This is a genomic window from Streptomyces griseorubiginosus (assembly GCF_001514195.1).
GTDB lineage: Bacteria > Actinomycetota > Actinomycetes > Streptomycetales > Streptomycetaceae > Streptomyces > Streptomyces griseorubiginosus.
In genome coordinates, this window is record NZ_KQ948734.1 from 1,128,749 (window position 1) to 1,147,974 (window position 19,226).

General features: G+C 71.4%; 16 protein-coding genes. 10 read left to right on the forward strand and 6 right to left on the reverse strand.

Annotation, left to right across the window (positions count from 1 at the left end; all coding sequences use genetic code 11):
• Positions 1-8: 8 nt before the first annotated feature.
• On the reverse strand, positions 9-809 hold the full coding sequence (locus AQJ54_RS05070) for an ABC transporter ATP-binding protein (protein ID WP_062234225.1): 801 nt from the start codon (positions 807-809) through the stop codon (positions 9-11).
• Positions 806-2,551 carry a 2-isopropylmalate synthase gene (locus AQJ54_RS05075; protein ID WP_391146664.1) on the reverse strand — a complete coding sequence of 582 codons (1,746 nt, stop codon included), beginning with the start codon at positions 2,549-2,551 and terminating at the stop codon, positions 806-808. Before AQJ54_RS05075 ends, AQJ54_RS05070 begins: the two co-directional genes overlap by 4 nt.
• 214 nt (positions 2,552-2,765) lie before the next feature.
• Here AQJ54_RS05075 and AQJ54_RS05080 point away from each other — a divergent pair, with 214 nt between their 5' ends.
• Positions 2,766-3,452, forward strand: coding sequence for a FadR/GntR family transcriptional regulator (locus AQJ54_RS05080; protein ID WP_062026949.1), 687 nt, complete (start codon positions 2,766-2,768; stop codon positions 3,450-3,452).
• A 10-nt stretch (positions 3,453-3,462) separates the two neighbouring features.
• Here the strand turns inward: AQJ54_RS05080 and AQJ54_RS05085 are convergent, their stop codons facing one another.
• From AQJ54_RS05085 to AQJ54_RS05095, 3 genes are all read right to left on the reverse strand, one after another.
• Entirely contained in the window at positions 3,463-4,005 is a 543-nt protein-coding gene (locus tag AQJ54_RS05085; protein WP_062234232.1) for an MOSC domain-containing protein, read from the reverse strand.
• Between the two features lie 27 nt (positions 4,006-4,032).
• A complete protein-coding gene (locus AQJ54_RS05090; RefSeq protein WP_062026945.1) occupies positions 4,033-4,590 on the reverse strand; it encodes a glycoside hydrolase family 25 protein in 558 nt (185 codons plus the stop codon).
• A 91-nt stretch (positions 4,591-4,681) separates the two neighbouring features.
• The gene (locus AQJ54_RS05095) at positions 4,682-5,056 is read right to left on the reverse strand and encodes a cupin domain-containing protein (RefSeq protein ID WP_062234237.1); all 375 of its coding nucleotides are present in this window, start codon (positions 5,054-5,056) and stop codon (positions 4,682-4,684) included.
• A 265-nt stretch (positions 5,057-5,321) separates the two neighbouring features.
• On the opposite strand from AQJ54_RS05095, the gene AQJ54_RS05100 reads away from it, so the two are divergent.
• The 9 genes from AQJ54_RS05100 (at position 5,322) to araD (ending at position 18,506) form a co-directional block, all read left to right on the forward strand.
• Positions 5,322-6,572: a LacI family DNA-binding transcriptional regulator gene (locus AQJ54_RS05100; RefSeq protein ID WP_062234241.1), complete on the forward strand. Its 1,251-nt coding sequence runs from the start codon at positions 5,322-5,324 to the stop codon at positions 6,570-6,572.
• Positions 6,573-7,042: 470 nt separating this feature from the next.
• Positions 7,043-8,440 (forward strand): ABC transporter substrate-binding protein, encoded by a 1,398-nt coding sequence (locus AQJ54_RS05105; protein ID WP_062234247.1) that lies wholly within the window; start codon positions 7,043-7,045, stop codon positions 8,438-8,440.
• Positions 8,441-8,519: 79 nt separating this feature from the next.
• Positions 8,520-9,461 carry a carbohydrate ABC transporter permease gene (locus AQJ54_RS05110; RefSeq protein ID WP_079069742.1) on the forward strand — a complete coding sequence of 314 codons (942 nt, stop codon included), beginning with the start codon at positions 8,520-8,522 and terminating at the stop codon, positions 9,459-9,461.
• 23 nt (positions 9,462-9,484) lie between these two features.
• Entirely contained in the window at positions 9,485-10,411 is a 927-nt protein-coding gene (locus AQJ54_RS05115) for a carbohydrate ABC transporter permease (RefSeq protein ID WP_062234932.1), read from the forward strand.
• 42 nt (positions 10,412-10,453) lie between these two features.
• Positions 10,454-12,580 carry a beta-galactosidase gene (locus tag AQJ54_RS05120; protein ID WP_062234257.1) on the forward strand — a complete coding sequence of 709 codons (2,127 nt, stop codon included), beginning with the start codon at positions 10,454-10,456 and terminating at the stop codon, positions 12,578-12,580.
• Between the two features lie 88 nt (positions 12,581-12,668).
• Positions 12,669-14,405 carry an RICIN domain-containing protein gene (locus AQJ54_RS05125; protein ID WP_107121018.1) on the forward strand — a complete coding sequence of 579 codons (1,737 nt, stop codon included), beginning with the start codon at positions 12,669-12,671 and terminating at the stop codon, positions 14,403-14,405.
• A gap of 127 nt (positions 14,406-14,532) precedes the next feature.
• A complete protein-coding gene (gene araB, locus AQJ54_RS05130; RefSeq protein WP_062234260.1) occupies positions 14,533-16,221 on the forward strand; it encodes a ribulokinase in 1,689 nt (562 codons plus the stop codon).
• 28 nt (positions 16,222-16,249) lie between these two features.
• Entirely contained in the window at positions 16,250-17,767 is a 1,518-nt protein-coding gene (gene araA, locus AQJ54_RS05135; RefSeq protein ID WP_062234263.1) for an L-arabinose isomerase, read from the forward strand.
• A 31-nt stretch (positions 17,768-17,798) separates the two neighbouring features.
• Positions 17,799-18,506: an L-ribulose-5-phosphate 4-epimerase AraD gene (gene araD / locus AQJ54_RS05140; protein WP_062234266.1), complete on the forward strand. Its 708-nt coding sequence runs from the start codon at positions 17,799-17,801 to the stop codon at positions 18,504-18,506.
• 64 nt (positions 18,507-18,570) lie between these two features.
• Here araD and AQJ54_RS05145 read toward each other — a convergent pair whose 3' ends face one another.
• Entirely contained in the window at positions 18,571-19,191 is a 621-nt protein-coding gene (locus tag AQJ54_RS05145; RefSeq protein ID WP_062234268.1) for an HAD family hydrolase, read from the reverse strand.
• Positions 19,192-19,226 lie beyond the last annotated feature (35 nt).

Consider the following 19,226-nt stretch of genomic DNA (forward strand, 5'->3'; position numbering starts at 1 on the left):
CCCCTTCGTCATGCCCGGCCCCGGTCCCGGCCCCGGAGCCGTACCGTCCAGCGGCCGTCGTGCCGCTCCAGCACCAGCGGCAGGTCGAAGCACTTGCCGACCTGGTCGCCGGTCAGGACGTGCGACGCCGGGCCCCGCGCGAGGACCCGGCCCTCGCGCAGCAGCAACGCGTGGGTGGTGCCGGGCGGCAGCTCCTCCAGGTGATGCGTGACCAGGACCGTCGCCAACGCCGGGTGCTCCCGGCGCAGTTCGCCCAGCGCGTCGATCAACTGCTCGCGGCCCGGCAGGTCGAGGCCGGTCGCCGGTTCGTCGAGCAGCAGCAGCCGCGGCTGCGGCATCAGCGCGCGGGCGATGAGCGTACGGCCGCGCTGCCCCTGCGAGAGCGTCGGCCAGCGGGCGTCGGCGAGGCCCGCGAGGCCGAGGGTGGCGATGAGACGGTCGGCCTGACGCAGCTGCTCCGGACTCGGCCGCCAACGGGGGAGCGGGGCAACGGAGTTGGTCAGCCCGGTCAGGACGACGTCCCGGACCCGCAGCGGTGCGCCGAGCGGATGGCGCGGGTCGACGTGACCGACCTCGGCCCGCAGCTCCCGCAGGTCCACCCGGCCCAGTCGGCGGCCCAGCACCTCGACCGTGCCGCCGGTGGGGTGCACCCTGGCGCCCAGCAGGCCGAGCAGCGTGGACTTGCCCGCGCCGTTGGCGCCCAACAGCGCCCAGTGCTCGCCGGCCCGTACGGTCAGGGAGACCTCCTGGAGGATCGGCCTGCCGTCCCTGACCACCCGCACGTCCTCGGCGCGCAGGACCTCCGTCACCGCAGCGCCCGGTTCACCGCGGACAGCACGGCCCGGACCCCGGCGGCCGGGCCCGTACCGGCGCCCCAGACGGTCGTACGGCCGCCGACGCGGCACTCCGCGTAGGCCGCCGTGCCGTCCTCGGTGAAGTCGACGACCTCGACGGTGTGCCCGGCACCGGCGAGTGCGTCCACGAAGGCCGACAGCGGACCGGTGCCCGTGCCCTCGTGGTCGCCGACCCTGCCGTCGCACTCCAGCGTGCCGACGAAGCGGTGCACGCCGGGCGCCTCCTCGTACACGGTCCCCTCGTGCAGCCGGACCTCGCCCTCCGTGAGATAGGTGGCCCGGAACAGCTCGTACAGCTCCTGCGGGTCCATCTCCCGGCCGCTCGCGTCGGTGGCCTCCTGAACGGTCCTGGCGAACTCGGGGCGCATGCGGGGCGGCAGGTCGATGCCGTGCCGGGTGCGCAGCAGATACGCCGTTCCGCCCTTGCCGGACTGGGAGTTGACGCGGATGACCGCCTCGTAGCTGCGTCCGATGTCGGCCGGGTCGATCGGCAGGTACGGCACCTGCCAGGGCTCCTCCGGGTGCGCGTCGCGGTGGGCGAGGCCCTTGCTGATCGCGTCCTGGTGGGTGCCCGAGAAGGCGGTGTGCACGAGCTCGCCCGCGTACGGGTGACGGGGGTGCACCGGGAGCCGGTTGCAGTGCTCGACGGTCGCCTTCACCGCGTCGATGTCACTGAAGTCGACCATGGGGTCCACCCCTTGGGCGTACAGGTTCATCGCGAGGGTCACCAGGTCGACGTTCCCGGTGCGCTCGCCGTTGCCGAACAGACAGCCCTCCACGCGCTGGGCGCCCGCCAGCACGGCGAGTTCGGCGCAGGCGACGCCGGTGCCGCGGTCGTTGTGCGGGTGCACGGAGAGGATGACCGCGTCGCGGCGGGCCAGATGGCGGTGGACGTACTCGATCTGGTCGGCGTAGACGTTCGGGGTGGCGATCTCGACGGTGGCGGGCATGTTGTGCGTGACCGGGCGGTCCGGGCTCGCGTCCCACAGCTCGGTCAGTCCGTCGCACAGCTCCAGGACGAAGTCGGGCTCGGTCAGGTTGAAGGTCTCGGGGGAGAACTGGAAGCGGACGGCGGTGCCGGTCAGGGCGTCCGCCCGCCGTGCCATGTGCGCGGCCGCCTCCCGCACGGTCTCCCACACCTCCTTCCGGTCCCGGCCGAGGACGACGTCCCGCCACACCGGGGAGGTGGCGATGTAGAGGTGCACGACGGCTCGCGGCAGCCCGGCGATCGAGTCGAAGGTGCGGTCGACGAGGTCCCGGCGGGCCGGGGTGAAGACGACCGGTGTCACGTCGTCCGGGACGGTGCCGGAGGTCACCAGGTGCCGTACGAAGTCGAAGTCGGCGCGGCTCGCGGAGGGATAGCCGACCTCGATCTCCTTGAAGCCGGTCCGCACCAGCAGGTCGAAGAAGCGGCTCTTGCGGGCGGTGTCCATCGGCTCGGCCAGTGCCTGGTTGCCGTCCCGCAGGTCGACGGGCACCCACAGGGGCGCCCGGTCGATGCGGGCGGAGGGCCAACTCCGGTCGCCCACCGGGACGTCCACGCGGTCCTGGAAGGGGCGGTAGCGGTGGAACGGCATCGGGCCGGGGCGCTGGGGGTTCCAGGCGGGGGCCGTGACGGGCGGGGCGGTCGCGGCGGGGGTGACGGGCCTCGTGGGCGGTGCGGAGGTCATGGTCCTGGTGGGTGGTGCGGTGGTCATGGGGCCGGTGTCCTTCTGCTCGGTCGGTGCACTCGGACCGGCAGCACGGCGTCCCGCGGCGGGGTGCCGGTCGCGTCAGGCCCCGCCGCGGCAGCCGAGAAGAAGGAGACCGCGGAAGATCACGAGAGGTAGGCTAGTCACTCCTCAGCTCCTCAGACAAGTGAGAATTCGCTGAGCAAGCTTTCTGCCCGAGTCGTGAGTTGGTGAACCGCAGATGCCGCTGGGTCCCGTCCGCCCCAGTCCGCTGGTCGAGCAGGCCGCCGAGCGGCTGCGTGAGCAGATCACGTCGGGGCAGTGGCCCGTCGGCACCAGGCTGCCCGGCGAGACCACGCTCGCGAAGGAGCTCGGCGTGGGCCGCTCCACGGTCCGTGAGGCGCTGCGGGCGCTGGCGGGGGCCGGGCTGGTGCGGCCGAGACAGGGCGCGGGGGTCTTCGTCACGGCCGCGGAAGAGGTGGGGGACTGGCCGACCCGGCTGCGCCGGGCCGCGGTCACCGACGTCTACGAGGTCCGCATGGCGGTGGAGGTCCACGCGGCCCGCCTCGCCGCCCGCCGCCGCAGCGCCGAGGACGTGACGGCGATGGAGCGCGCGCTGGAGGGCCGCCGGGCCGCCGCGTCCTCCTCCGACGCCGACTTCGTCGACGCGGACATCGCCTTCCACGCGGCGGTGGTCGCGGCCGCCCACAACCCCGTGCTCGCCGACCTCTTCGGGGAGTTCACCCCGGTGCTGCGGGAGGGCCTGGTCGAACTGCTGGCCCTGACCGGCCTGCGCGCCACCGACCCCAACACCGCCGACGCGGCGCACGCGGCTCTGGTCCGTGCGGTGGCGGACGGGGACGCGGAGGCGGCTGCGGAGATCCTGCGGGCGGAGCTGGAGGACCCCTTCGGTGAAGCGCGGGGGTGAGCCGCCCGCCCTACACGATGTCCAGGGGCTCGTGCGGGCCGGACGGGAGGTCGATCTCCACGGCATCACCGGGCCGCACCACGCCACCCGTCACGACGACGCCCATGATCCCGGAAAGGAAGCGCGGCCGGCCGTTCTCGTCCCGGTCCACGACCTGCTTCATCAGCCCCTTCCGGAAGCCGTCGATCTGCGCGCACGGGTTCCGCAGCCCGGTCACCTCGACGACGGCCGTCTCCCCGAGCCGCAGGCGGGTGCCGCGGGGCAGCGTCAGCAGGTCGACTCCCCGGGTGGTGACGTTCTCGCCGAGCTCCCCGGCGGCCACCTCGAACCCGGCCCGCCGTACGTCCTCGAACAGCTCCTCGTGGATCAGGTGCACCTGCCGGAGGTTCGGCTGCGAGGGGTCCTTCCGCATCCGGAACCGGTGCTTCACCGTCGCCCCGCCGTGCACGTCCCCCTCCACGCCGAACCCCGCGAGCAAGGTGATGCTCTCCCGGTTCGGCTTGCTGAAGGAGTACGTTCCGTTGCTGCTGACCGCGCTGATCGTCCCACCCATGGGACCAGCCTAGGAGAGCGGTGTCGTTCAGGCGTCCGCGGCCCACTCGCGCAGCGCGGCCTTGCTCGCGAAGTCGGCGACGTCCTTGTCCACCGGGTCGTCGGTGTACTGGTGGAAGCGCCACTTCGCCTTGATGCGGGGCTTGCCCGCGGTGACGTAGTCGGCGATCCAGAGGCCGTCGCCGGCGTACGACGTGGTGTCCACGTTCAGCCAGTAGTGCCGGTTGCAGTAGAGCAGGACCCGGTTGTCCGGCCGGAGTTGGCGCACCTTGCGGATGAAGGCGTCCTTCTCCGCGTTGGTCGCGTGGGTGCCCTCGCCGGTCGTCTCCCAGTCCACGGCGAGGAGGTCGCCCGCCCTCTCGGGGGCGTGCTTGACGAAGTACTCGGCCTGGGCGGTGAGGTTGCCGGGCCACAGGAAGTGGTAGAAGCCGACGACCAGCCCGGCGTCGCGCGCGTGCTTGGCCTGGGCCGCGAGCTTGGGGTTGACGTAGGAGCGGCCCTCCGTCGCCTTGATGAAGGCGAAGGACAGACCGTCCGTGGCGAAGGACGAGGACTGGTAGGCGCTGACATCGATACCGCGGAGCATAGGGAGGCTCCTTGAAGTGTCGTCGGGGGAAGGGGAGTTGTCATGATGCCCCCGATGGGCCGAACGACACCTGGGGTGGCCGCGACCGGCCTCAGCTCTCGTGCCGCGCCACGGCGTAACCGGGTACGGACGGCCACCGGACGGTGATGAGCACCGACTCCTCCTCCGCGTACCAGGAGTGGTCGACCCCGTGCCCCCACACGACGTAGTCGCCCTGTTCCGCCAGCACCACGTCCCGGCCGGGCAGCTCCACCCGGAAGCGGCCGCTGATCAGGATCAGCAGGGCGGTCCGTGCCTCGCCCCGCACCCACTCCTCGCGGCGGTCACCGCGGGGGTGGACGCCCCACTTGATCTCCACGGCCTCGCTGTGCCGCGGATCGCCGGCCTCCTTGAAGTGGCCGAGGAGCCAGCCCCGGTCCAGCGGGGCGTCCTTGCCGGCGTTGCCCACGTACACGCTGTCGTCCATGGCGGGGGATGCTAGCAACTTCCCTTCCGTGCGGAAGCGCCGCGTCGGTACACCGGCCCTGGGCGCGATCCCCGCAGCTCAGGGCCCTGTCGGTGGCCGGTCCGGGGTGCCGCGGCGGCGGGTCGCGTTGCCTTCGGATGACGGCAATGTTGCGGAAACCCTTGACTCGCCCTCTCCGGCTGCGTAGATATGTCTGCGCAGTCATGTCAGCGCAGTCATACTGAAACAGACCCCGCTGACGGCTGCCGGAGATCAGGAGAGACCCATGGCACGACTGGCAGGCCGCGGCACCGGCACCGCACCACGGAGCATCGACGTGGCGCGGCTGGCGGGCGTCTCGCAGAAGACGGTGTCCAGGGTCATGAACGGCGAGCAGTACGTCTCCGGAGATCTGCGCCGACGGGTCCTGGAAGCCGCCGAGACCCTCGGCTACCGGCTCAACCACGCCGCCCGGGCCCTGGCCTCGGGCCGGACCCGGTCCATCGGTGTGGTGACGCTCGGTACGGCACTGTACGGGCCCGCCTCGCTGCTGATGGGCCTGGAGCGGGCGGTCCGGGACACCGGCTACACGCTCCGGGTGGTCAACACCGTCGAAGGCGACGCCCTGGGGATCGCCGGTGCCGTCGACTCGCTCCTCGACCAGGGCGTGGACGGCATCGTGATCTCCGAGCCGATCGACGAGGAGGGGGACGCCGACCTCGCGATCCGCGTCGACGTGCCGTTCCTGATCCTCGGGGCGCCGCCGCCGTTCACCGCGCACCGGGTGGTGACCGCGGGGCTCGTCGCCCACCAGCTGGCCCGGGCCGTCACCGAGCATCTGCTGGACCTCGGGCACCCGACCGTCCACCACCTCGCCGGTCCGCAGCGCTGGTACGCGGCCAGGGACCGGATGGAGGGCTGGCGGGCGACGCTGGCCGCGCACGGCCGGCGCGAACCGCCGGTGCTCGTGGGCGACTGGTCGGCCGCCTCGGGCCACCGCGCCGGGCTCGAACTGGCCGGGGACCGTGACGTCACGGCGGTGTTCGCCGCCAACGACGACATGGCCATCGGGCTGATCCGCGCACTGCTGGAGACCGGCCGACGGGTGCCGGAGGACGTCAGCGTGGTCGGTCTGGACGACATCCCGGTGGCGGCCTACGTGTCCCCGCCGCTGACGACGGTCCGGCAGCCGTTCGACGCGACGGCGGAGGACGGCCTCAGACGGCTCGTCCACGCCATCGAGAACCCGGACGCGGATCCGATCCCGGCCGAGGACCCACCGGTCAACCTGGTCGTACGGGCCTCGACGGGGCCTCCGCCGAGTGGGGCGGTGTCGGTCGGCGGGGCGGTTTTAGCGGGCGGAACGGCGGCGCCGGAGGGGAGGGCGCGGACGACGCGGACGACGCGGACGACCGCACCGGGTGCGTCGGACGGTCCGTCACAGGTGCCGGCACCTCAGCCGAACCGTACGACCGCGCCGGGACGGTTGGTCTCGCCCGGACGAACGCCCTCGGGGGCCCGGCAGCCCACGGCCTGACCGGCCGACCGGTTGCCCGCAGCCCCGCCCCGCAGGCGCCCGCGACCAGCCGTCCCGCCCGTCCCGCCGGCGGCCGGCCCGCCGCCCGGCACCCCCTTCCCCGATCCCGATGGGAGACCCGCCCACCCACAGCGCGCACCCGCACCGCCGCTCACCCCGCACCCCCGCACCCGAGTGCGCGAGCCGACCCCGTCGTACCGGGTCGTCGTAGCGAGCACTCTCCTGCGCGGAGCCCCCGGCGTCTCCCCACGAGCCGATCGCGACCGGAGTCTCTGCCCCCTCCCGCCCCTCCCGGCGTGAGCCCCCCTGTGAACCGACGAGCGTGACGCGTCCGGCCCCGGCCCCGCGAGGACCATCCCCGCGGTCCGCCCCGGCCCCGTCCCGTGTCCCTCGCCGCACCCCGTTTCCGACCTCCCGAACCGCTCGCCGTCGCCGGTGCGCCGATTCCTACGCCCTCTGCGGAGTCCACCATGTCGAAATTCCTCTCAGCCGCCTCCTCGGCTTCCCTGAACCGCCGCGGCTTCCTCGCCGCGACCGGAGCCCTCACGCTCGCGAGCACCCTCTCCGCCTGCGGCGGCGGCAGCGGTGGCTCCGGCTCCGGCGGTGGCTCCTCCGCCAAGGCGGTCAGCCAGGCCGACATCGACAAGGCGATGAAGACGCCCACCGAGCTGGTGTTCTGGACCTGGGTCCCGAACATCGACAAGGAGGTCGCGCTCTTCCAGGCGAAGTACCCGGCCATCAAGGTCAAGGTCGTCAACGCCGGACAGGGCGTCACCCACTACACGAAGCTGCGCACCGCGATCAAGGCGGGCAGCGGCGCCCCCGACGCCGTGCAGATCGAGTACCAGGCGATCCCGACCTTCACCATCACCGACAGCCTCCTCGACCTGCGCCCGTACGGCGCCGCCAAGCTCAAGGACACCTTCGTCGACTGGACGTGGGGCCAGGTCAGCGGGGCCGACGGCGAGGTCTTCGCGATCCCGCAGGACACCGGCCCGATGGGCATGCTCTACCGCAAGGACATCTTCGACAAGCACAGGATCGACGTCCCCACCACCTGGGACGAGTTCGCGGCCGCGGCCCGCAAGCTGCACAAGGCCGACCCGGACGTCTACCTCACCAACCTCGCCGCGAACGAGGCGGCCGCCTGGCACGGTCTGCTCTGGCAGGCGGGGGCCAAGCCCTACGCCCTGTCCGGCAAGAGCGACATCACCATCAGCGTCGACGACGCCGTCTCCCGCAAGCTCGGCGACTACTGGGGCGGCCTCGCCAAGGAAGGCGTCATCGGCACCGAGCCCGACTTCGCCGACTCCTGGTACGCGGCCCTGAACAAGGGCAAGTACGCCACCTGGATCACCGCCGCGTGGGGCCCGTCGTTCCTCTCCGGCTCGGCCAAGTCCACCGCGGGCAAGTGGCGCGCGGCCCCGCTGCCGCAGTGGGACGCGGCCAAGCCGAGCGCGGGCAACTGGGGCGGTTCGACCACCGCGGTCGTCAAGGGCACCAAGAACGCGATCGCGGCCGCGATGTTCGCCCAGTTCCTCAACAGCGACCCGGCGAGCGCGAAGCTGTTCGCCACCGAGCAGTTCTTCTTCCCGGCCACCAAGGCCCTGCTCGGGGACGCGAGCTTCACCGGCGACGCGCCCTCCTTCTACGGCGGCCAGAAGGTCAACCAGGTCTTCGCCGACATCAGTTCCACGGTCTCGCCCTCCTTCCAGTGGCCGCCGTTCCTCGACCAGGCGGCGACGGACTGGACCGAGACCGTGGGCAAGTCCCTCGCCGACAAGACCGACACCGCCCGCGCGCTGGGCGCCTGGCAGACGCGGCTCACCACGTACGCCAAGAACCAGGGCTTCACGGTCAAGTCCTGACGGCCCGCCGGGTCCCGCGCCGACCCGCGCGGGACCCCGCCCGCACCCCCAGTACCCCATCCCCCAGAAAGGCCCGACCATGACTGCCACCACCGCGGCCTCCCCCAAAGGCCGGCGCCGAGACGGGCCGGCCGGCCCCGCGCGCGGCGGCAGGCGCCGTCGCCGGTCGGCAGGGCCGCTGTTCGTCGCCCCCTTCATGGTGCTGTTCCTGCTGCTCTTCCTCGCCCCCCTCGGCTACGCCGCCTACCTCAGCCTCTACCAGTCACGCCTGATCGGCGGGACGGTCTTCGTCGGCCTCGACAACTACATCCAGGCCGTGACCGACCCGCTGCTCATCCACGGCGTCATCCGCGTCGCGCTGTTCTTCCTGATCCAGGTCCCGCTGATGCTGCTGCTGGCGCTGGTGTTCGCCCTCGCGCTCGACAGCGGCCTGCTGCGGCTGGCCAAGGTGATCCGCCTCGGCATCTTCGTCCCGTACGCGGTGCCGAGCGTCGTCGCCGCCCTGATGTGGGGCTATCTGTACGGCCCGGACTTCGGCCCGTTCGCCCAGCTCAGCCGGGACCTCAGCCTGCCGGTGCCGCAGTTCCTCAGCGACGGCTGGATACTCGGGAGCCTCGCGAACATCGTCACCTGGGAGTTCGTCGGCTACAACATGATCATCCTGTACGCCGCCCTGCGCACGATCCCGACCGAGCTGTACGAGGCCGCCGCGATGGACGGGGCCGGTGCCTGGCGGATCGCCTGGTCGATCAAGCTGCCCGCGCTGCGCCCCGCGCTGCTGCTCACCCTGCTGTTCTCCGTGATCGGCAGCTTCCAGCTCTTCAACGAGCCCAACCTGCTGATGAAGGTCGCCCCCGACGTGATCAGCAGCTCCTACACCGCCAACCTCTACGCCTACTCCCTCGCCTTCACCGGCCAGCAGGTCAACTACGCGGCCACGGTGTCCTTCCTCCTCGGCCTCGTCATCGTGATCGTCTCCTACGGCGTCCTGCTCACCGCGAACCGCAGGAGGACGTCATGACGACCACTCCCCAGCCCGCGCTCATGCAGGGGACCCCGCCCCCGGCGACCCCGACCGCGAAGCCGGCGCGCGCCGCACTGCCGAGGCGGCGCCGGAGCGGCCCCCGCCGCAGCACCCCGCTGACCATCGCCATGCTGGCCGCCCTCGCCTACTTCCTGCTGCCGCTGTTCTGGCTGGTCATCGCCTCCACCAAGAGCACCCAGGACCTGTTCAACACGTTCGGCCTGTGGTTCTCGCACGCCCCGCAGCTGCTCACCAACGTCAAGGACACCTTCACCCAGGACGACGGCGTCTTCGTGCGCTGGCTGATCAACACGGTCGTGTACGCGGGCGTCAGCGCCGTCGGCGCCTCCCTGCTCGCGGCGGCCGGCGGGTACGGCTTCTCCAAGTTCCGCTTCCGCGGCGACCGGTTCGCGTTCAACCTCGTCGTCGGCGCGGTCATGGTCCCGGCCACCGCGCTGGCCATCCCGACCTATCTGCTGTTCGCCAAGGCGGGCCTGGTCAACACCCCGTGGGCGATCATCCTGCCCTCCCTGGTCAACCCCTTCGGCCTCTACCTGATGCGGGTCTACGCCGAGGACGCCGTCCCGGAGAGCATCCTGGAGGCCGCCCGTATCGACGGGGCCGGCGAGCTGCGGATCTTCTTCCGGATCGTGCTCCGGCTGCTCGGCCCCGGCCTGGTCACGGTTCTGCTCTTCACGCTGGTGGCGACCTGGAACAACTACTTCCTGCCGCTGATCATGCTCAACGACCCGAACCTGTACCCGATCACGGTGGGGCTGTCCTCCTGGGCGGCGCAGGCCCAGAACGGCGGATCCGGCGCCAGCAGCGACATGCTCGCGCTCGTGGTGACCGGCTCGCTGATCTCGATCATCCCACTGGTCGTGGCGTTCCTGATGCTCCAGCGGTACTGGCAGAGCGGGCTCGCCTCCGGCGGCGTCAAGCAGTAGCGCACACTTCTCACTTCGCTCCCGTACCCCGGAGGTTCCCCCATGGCGGCACTGCCTGCCCGTGTCCTGTTCGGCGCCGCGTACTACTACGAGTACACGCCGGAATACGACCCCGAACTCCAGCCGGACGAACGGCTGAAGACCGACCTGGACCTGATGGCCGAAGCCAACTTCACCGTCATCCGGGTCGGCGAGTCGGTCTGGTCGACGTGGGAGCCCAGCAACGGCACCTTCGACCTGGACTGGCTCCAGCCCGTCCTCGACGGCGCCCACGAGCGCGGCATCTCCGTCATCCTCGGCACCCCGACCTACGCGGCCCCGCCGTGGCTGGCCCGCCAGTACCCGGAGATCACCGCCGAGCGCGCCACCGGGCAGCGGATGGGCTGGGGCGCCCGGCAGGAGATCGACTTCACCCACCCCGCGTTCCGCTTCCACGCCGAACGGGTCATCCGGAGGATCGCGGCACGCTACGCCGACCACCCGGCGGTCATCGGCTGGCAGGTCGACAACGAACCGGGGCTGCACCTCTTCCACAACCGCGGGGTCTTCCAGCGGTTCGTGGACCACCTGCGGGAGAAGTACGGCGACGTCGAGACCCTGAACCGCGAGTGGGGCCTGGTCTACTGGTCGCACCGGCTGTCCGACTGGTCCGACCTGTGGACGCCCGACGGCAACGAGCAGCCCCAGTACGACGTCGCCTGGCGGGAGTTCCAGGCCCGTCAGGTCACCGAGTTCATCGGCTGGCAGGCCGACCTCGTCCGTGAGTACGCGCGCGAGGGGCAGTTCGTCACCACCTGCATCTCGTACACCCGCCAGGGGGTCTCCGACGACGAGCTCGCCGCCCGTCTCGACATCGCCTCCGGCAACCCGTACTACGACATGCAGGACGGTCTGCTGCTCCCCGACCCCACCCCCGACACCCACGAGCAGATCTGGAAGACCACCGGCGTCTGGTCGATGTACCAGACCGCCGACTGGATGTTCTCCTCCCGCCAGGAGCCCTTCCTGGTCACCGAGACCAACGCCCAGAGCATCGGCTTCGCCTGGGACAACCGGCCCGGCTACGACGGCCAGTGGCGCCAGGCCGCGTGGGCGCACGTGGCGCGCGGCGCCCGGATGATCGAGTACTGGCAGTGGCAGACCCTGCGCTTCGGCGCGGAGACCTACTGGGGCGGAGTCCTCCCGCACACCGGGAAGCCCGGCCGCACCTACGCCGAAATAGCGCGGCTGGGCGCGGAGTTCGAGAAGGCGGGCCCGCTGGTCGCCGGTCTCGAACCCGACGCCGACATCACGCTCGTGTACTCGACCCCGAGCAAGTGGCTCATGCAGAAGTACCCGCCGCTCGCCACCCCCGACGGCGCCCCGGACGGCGCCGCCTACCACCGGCTCTTCGACCCCTTCTACCGCGGCGCCTTCGACGCCCGCCGCCAGGTGCGGATCGTGCACGCCCGGCAGTTGGAGGACCTCACCCCGGAGGAGGCCGTACGACGCCACCCGGTCCTCGTGGTCCCGGCCCTGTACGTCGTCGACGACGCCGGCCTCGACCGGCTGGCGGCCTACGCCGAGGCGGGCGGCCACCTGGTCCTCGGCCCCCGCACCGGCTACGCCGACCACGAGGCGAGGGCCCGGCTCACCCCGGCCCCCGGCCGTCTCGCCGACGCCGCGGGGGTGTCGTACGACGAATTCAGCAACCTGCACCAGGACGTGGCCGTTCGCCCGGCGCCGGACAGTCCGCTGCGGCTGTCCGAGTCGGCTGTCGCGACCCACTGGATCGAGTGCCTGAACCCCACCGACGCCGAGGTGCTCGCCGACTACGAGCACCCGCACTTCGGCCGGTGGCCGGCGATCACCACCCGGGCGCACGGCGCGGGCCGGGTCACCACCGTCGGCACGGCACCGGGCCGCGAGCTCGCCCGCGCGCTCGCCGAGTGGCTGGCGCCCTCCGCGAGCCACGCCTGGCAGGACCTTCCCGAGTCGGTCACGGCGACGACCGGCACCTCTCCCGACGGCCGTCGGGTCCACATCGTCCACAACTGGAGCTGGGAGTCCGCACGCGCGAGCGTCCCGGTCGACCTCTCCGACGTTCTGGACGGCACGTCCGTTCCCGTCGGCACGGTGCTGGCTCTTGGTCCCTGGGACGTCCGCGTGCTCATCACCGCAACACCGTGACATCCCCCGAGGAGGGGCAGTGAAGAAAAGAACCACAGCAAAGGCGCTGGGCAGTTCTCTCGCGGCGGCGGCACTGCTGACCGGTTCCATGGCCGGTGCGCAGGCGTACAACCCAACAGGCGGGACCATGTACCAGCTGGGCAGCGAGCCGTGCCTGAAGGGACGCGGCAACTGCGCGGTCTACCCGAAGTCGGCCCAGCTCCCGGGCGGTCGGCTGGTCGCCTCGTTCGAGAAGTCGACCGTCGTGGCGTCCTCCGGCAGCGCGGCCGGGCAGACCCTCCCGGTCTACAAGAGCGACGACGACGGCACGAGCTGGCAGCCGCTCTCGGAGGTGAAGGCACCGGCGTACGCCTCCAAGGACCCCAAGTACGCCAAGTACACGAGCAACTGGACCAACCCGTACCTGTACGTCCTGCCGAAGAGCGTCGGCGGGCTGAAGGCGGGCACCCTGCTCCTGGCCAGTGTCGTCTCCGGTGACGACTCCTACTACAAGGAGCACAAGGCGGCCGACCCGAACTGGACCCCGTCCAACGACGGCGACCGCAGCGATCTGGCCATCGCCCTGTACTCCAGCACCGACCAGGGCAAGAGCTGGAAGGTCCTCAATGTCGTGGCGACCGGCGGCTGGCAGGGCGGCAGCGCGGGCGCGGTCGGGAAGAACGTCGCCGCGGCCAACAAGTACCAGCAGGTGGACCCGCTGTGGGAGCCGTACCTGATGGTCTACAAGGGCAAGCTGGTCTGCTACTACTCCGACGAGAACGACTACACCGGCTTCGACCCGGTCACCGGCGTGCCCAGGAAGGACCCGGCCAACGACACCGCCACCGACTCGCACGGGCAGATCCTGGTGCACAAGACCTGGGACGGGAAGAGCGCCCAGTGGAGTGACCCCGTAGTCGACATCTCGGGGTCGGTGCAGGACATGGGCGGCGGCAAGACCGAGATCGGCGGCGGCCGGCCGGGCATGACCAACGTCGTGCCCACGTCGGACGGCCGCTGGATGCTCACCTTCGAGTACTGGGGCGGCGGGGCCAACACCCGCTACGTCATCGCCGATGACCCGCTGAAGTTCTTCAAGGGCAGCCAGACGGGCATGTCGGTCGGCTCGCTGCCGGTCGTCTCCGGTTCCCGTCCGCTCGCCGGCGGCGGCAGCCCGGTGCTGATCCGGCTGCCCGACGGGCGTCTCGTCTACAACGCGGCGAACAGCGGTGACGTGTGGGTCAACGACAGCGGCCGCAGCGACGGCGTGTGGACCGAGTACCAGACGACCTCGCAGGCCGGCTACAGCCGCAACCTCCAGTACGTCGACGGCACCGGCCGCGTCGCGATCCTCAACAACCAGGGCACGTCCACGATCGCCTTCGCCGAGGTCGACCTCGGCGAGACGGCCGGCACCTACTACCGGCTCGTGAACCGCAAAACCGGCCAGGTCATCGGCACCGGCAACAGGACCAACGACGCCAACCTCGGCAACGGGAACACCCCGGACGTGGCCCTGGAGGACTCCGGGGCGGCGGCGAATCCGGAGACCCAGCAGTGGCACGTGGTCGACGAGCCGAACGGCGGCACCACTCTGCTGAACAGGTCGGGCGGTCGCGCCGCCGCGATCTGGACCGGCAACGCCACCGTCGGGCAGCGCATCGGCCAGTGGGTCGACAACAGCTCGACGGGCAGCTGGAACCTCGTCAAGACCTCCGACGGCTACTACCGGTTCCAGGCCGTCAAGAACACAGCGCTCTATCTCACCGGCGCCTCCGCGGGGGCGCCGCTGACCCTCCAGAACGCGACCGATGACGGCTCGCAGGACTGGAAGCTCGTCCGCTAGGCGGCGGTGGTGGTCCGGCGGTGACGTCGGACCACCAGCATCTATCTGCCGTCCGGTGGTGCGTGTCATACTCCCATGCAGGATATCGAACATCATTCGAAATATCGAACAGAAGGGTGATGTGAGGGTGAACGCCGACAACAGGGGACAGCAGCCTCAACCCGAAACCTACGTCGTGGGGATCGACTACGGAACACTCTCGGGGCGGGCCGTTGTGGTACGCGTCTCCGACGGCGCCGAACTGGCCGCCGCCGAGCACCCGTACACCCACGCCGTCCTCGACCGGCAGCTGCCCGACGGCACCGTACTGCCGCCCGACTGGGCGCTCCAGGTCCCGTCCGACTACATCGACGTCCTGCGGATCGCCGTCCCCGAGGCGGTGGCCCGCGCCGGTGTGCGTCCGGAGCAGGTCATCGGCATCGGCACCGACTTCACCGCGTGCACGGTGCTGCCCGTGCTGGCCGACGGCACCCCCCTGTGCGAGCTGCCCGAGTACACCTCCCGCCCGCACGCCTACGTCAAGCTGTGGCGCCACCACGCCGCCCAGGCCCAGGCCGACCGCATCACGGACCTCGCCGTGGAGCGCAAGGAACCCTGGATCAAGCGGTACGGCGGGAAGATCTCCTCGGAGTGGGAGTTCGCCAAGGCGCTGCAACTCCTGGAGGAGGACCCCGAGATCTACGGCCGCACCGAGCGGTGGATCGAGGCGGCCGACTGGATCGTGTGGCGCCTGTCCGGCACCTACCTGCGCAACGCCTGCACCGCCGGCTACAAGGGCCAGTTCCAGGATGGCGTCTACCCCTCGCCCGAGTACCTCGCCGCGCTCAACCCCGGCTTCGCCGACTTCGTCACCGACAAGCTGGAGCACCCGATCGGGCAACTCGGCGACCGCGCCGGCGGGTTGACGGCCGAGGCGGCGGCCTGGACCGGACTGCCGGAGGGCATCGCCGTCTGCGTCGGCAACGTCGACGCCCATGTCACCGCGCCCGCGGCGACCGCGGTCGAGCCGGGCCGGATGGTCGCCATCATGGGCACCTCGACCTGCCATGTGATGAGCTCCGACCAGTGGGCCGAGGTGCCCGGCATGTGCGGCGTCGTCGACGGTGGCATCCTGCCCGGCCTGTGGGGCTACGAGGCGGGCCAGAGCGGCGTCGGCGACATCTTCGGCTGGTTCGTGCGCACCGGGTTCCCCGCGTCGTACGCCGAGGAGGCCGCCGCCCTCGGCCGTGACCCGCACGAGCACCTCACCGCGCTGGCTGCCGAACAGGCCGTGGGGGAGCACGGGTTGATCGCGCTGGACTGGCAGAGCGGCAACCGCAGCGTCCTGGTCGACCACGACCTCAGCGGCGTCGTCGTGGGCCTGACCCTGTCCACCCGCCCCGAGGACGTCTACCGCGCGCTCCTTGAGGCGACCGCCTTCGGCACCCGCACCATCATCGAGACGTTCACCGCCTCCGGGGTGCCCGTCGAGGAGCTGATCATCGCGGGCGGTCTGACGAAGAACGCGCTGCTGATGCAGATCTACGCCGACGTCACCCGCCTGCCCCTCGGCGTCATCGACTCCGCGCAGGGCCCCGCGCTGGGTTCGGCGATGCACGCCGCGGTCGCCGCGGGCGCCTACCCGGACATCAGGGCCGCGGCCCGGGCCATGGGCAAGGCCCGTCCCGCCGTCTACCTCCCGGACCCCGAGCGGGCGGCGGCCTACGACCGCCTCTTCGCCGAGTACCGGCTGCTGCACGACTACTTCGGCCGCGGCACCAACGAGGTCATGCACCGCCTGCGCCGGATCCGCGCCGAAGTCTCCGCCTCCTCCTGACGAGAAAGCCTGAAAGGGACACACCCCCATGGACACCAACGCCCCCGCCTACCCCGATCACGAGATCTGGTTTCTCACCGGCAGCCAGGGCCTGTACGGCGACGACGTCCTGCGCCAGGTCGCCGACCAGTCCCGGAGCATCTCCGAGACGCTGGGCCGCCCCGGCAAGGTGCCGGTCAAGATCGTGTGGAAGCCGGTCCTGACCGACGCCGAGGCGATCCGCCGCATGTGCCAGGAGGCCTCCGCCTCCGACACCTGTGTCGGGGTGATCGCGTGGATGCACACCTTCTCCCCGGCGAAGATGTGGATCGCCGGCCTGTCCGCCCTCGACGTGCCGCTGCTGCACCTGCACACCCAGTACAACCTGTCGCTGCCCTGGCCGAGCATCGACATGGACTTCATGAACCTCAACCAGGCCGCCCACGGGGACCGCGAGTTCGGGCACATCGAGTCCCGGGTCGGCGTGGACCGCAAGATCGTCGCCGGTCACGCCACCGACCCGCGCGTGATCCGGCGGATCGCCGCCTGGGCCCGGGCCGCCGTCGCCCGCCACGCCTCGCGCGGCCTGCGCCTGGCGCGCTTCGGCGACAACATGCGGGACGTCGCCGTCACCGAGGGCGACAAGGTCGAGGCCCAGATCCGCTTCGGCTTCTCCGTCAACACCTACGGCGTCAACGACCTGGTCGCCGTCGTCGACCAGGTCGAGGACAAGGCGGCGGCCGAACTCGCCGCCGAGTACGTCGAGTTGTACGACGTCGTGCCGGCCCTGCGCCCCGGCGGCATCCGCCACGACTCCCTGCTGTACGCGGCCCGCCAGGAGATCGGCCTGCGCACCTTCCTCACCGAGGGCGGCTTCACCGCGTTCACCACCAACTTCGAGGACCTGGGCGGTCTGCGCCAGCTGCCCGGTCTGGCCGTGCAGCGGCTGATGGCGGACGGCTTCGGCTTCGGCGGCGAGGGCGACTGGAAGACCTCCGCGCTGCTGCGCACGCTGAAGGTCATGGGCCAGGGACTGCCCGGCGGCACCTCCTTCATGGAGGACTACACCTACCACCTCGGCCCCGGCGAGCCCCGCATCCTCGGCGCGCACATGCTGGAGGTCTGCCCCTCCATCGCGGCCAACCGCCCCAGCTGCGAGATCCATCCGCTGTCCATCGGCGGTCGCGAGGACCCGGTCCGTCTGGTCTTCAACGCGGCCGAGGGCCCCGCCGTGGTCGTCGGCCTCTCCGACCTCGGGGACCGCTTCCGGCTCACCGCCAACGCCGTCGACGTGATCTCCCCGAGCGAGCCGCTGCACCGCCTGCCGGTCGCGCGCGCGGTGTGGAAGCCGCAGCCCTCGCTCGCCGAGTCCGCCGAGAGCTGGCTGCTGGCCGGCGCCCCGCACCACACGGTGCTCAGCTCCGCCGTCGACCTGGAGACGCTCACCGACTACGCGTCCATGACCGGCGTCGAACTGCTCACCATCGACGAGAACACCACCACCGACCAGTTCGCCAAGGAGATCCGGTGGAACGCCGCCTACCACCGCCTGGCCCAGGCCCTGTGACGGCCGCGCACCGGACTCCAGGAGAGACCCGATGACCGTAGAAGTCCGCCCCGGCCTCCGACAGGAGGTCCTGGACGCCAACCTGACGATCCCCCAGGTCGGCCTCGCGACCTTGACGTGGGGCAACGTGAGCGGAGTCGACCGTGAGGCGGGGGTGTTCGTCATCAAGCCCTCGGGAGTGCCGTACGAGGACCTGACCATCGACGACCTGGTCACGGTCAGGCTGTCGGACGGTGAGGTCGTCGGGGGCCACCTGCGCCCCTCGACCGACACCGAGACCCACCGCTGCCTGTACCTGGCGTTCCCGTCGGTGGGCGGGGTGACCCACACCCACTCCACCCACGCGGTCGCCTTCGCCCAGGCCCGCCGGGACATACCGGTGCTCGGCACCACCCACGCCGACACCTTCAACGGGCCGATCCCCGTCACCCCGGACCTGACCGCGGAGCAGTGCGCGAAGGACTACGAGTACAACACCGGGCGCGTCATCGTGGACTTCCTGGAGGAGGACGACCAGCGAGCGGTCGAGGTGCCGGCCGCGCTGGTGGCGAACCACGGGCCCTTCACCTGGGGGGCCACCGCCCGCAAGTCCCTGGAGCACGCGATCATCTGCGAGGCCGTGGCCGACATCGCCCTGCACACCCTGAGCCTGGGCGTGACCACACCCCCGCCCCCGCACCTCCTCGCCCGCCACTACACCCGCAAGCACGGCCCGGACGCCTACTACGGCAACCCGTGAGCCGGACGGGCCGCCGGGCGCGTGACGGCTCGTCACGCACCCGGCGGCCCGGCGGTACCCGCTCTCAGCGGGTCGGCAGCCAGGTGTCGACGACCTCCGCGAGTTCGCCCTGGGTGCGGAAGACGTGCCCGTTGAGACCGACGGCCTGCGCCGCGCGGACGTTCTCCGCGCGGTCGTCGACGAAGAGGATGTCGGCAGGCGCGGACTGAAGGGCGACCACGCAGTACTGGAAGGCGGCCGGGTCGGGCTTGGCCGCGCCGATCCGGCCGGAGAAGGCCGTGTGGTCGAGGTCGTTCAGCCAGGGCTGGGCGGCGAGGAAGGCGTCCGCGTGGTCCGCGGGGATGTTTGACAGCAGCGCGACCCGGGCCCGCTCCCGCAGGCCGAGCACATAGCCGACCATGCTCTCGTCGACGCGGGACCAGCTGTCGATGTCGGTGAGCCGCAGCTCCTGGATCGTGTCGGCGTCGGCGGGGCGGGACAGCGTGCGCAGGACGTCGGTCCAGTACGCGGACGCGGTGTGCCGTCCGGCGTCGTAGGGCGGGCGGTGAGCCCAGTAGGCCGAGGTGAAGGCGTCGGCGGAGACGCGGACGCGGGCGGCCATCTTCTCCAGGGCGCCCGGGCGCTGGTGGCGGGCTATGACCCCGAAGAGGTCGAAGAGCACGATGCTGCGACGGTCGGTGGACATGGGGTTCCCTCGGGGTCGGGGCTCGGGGCGTTCGG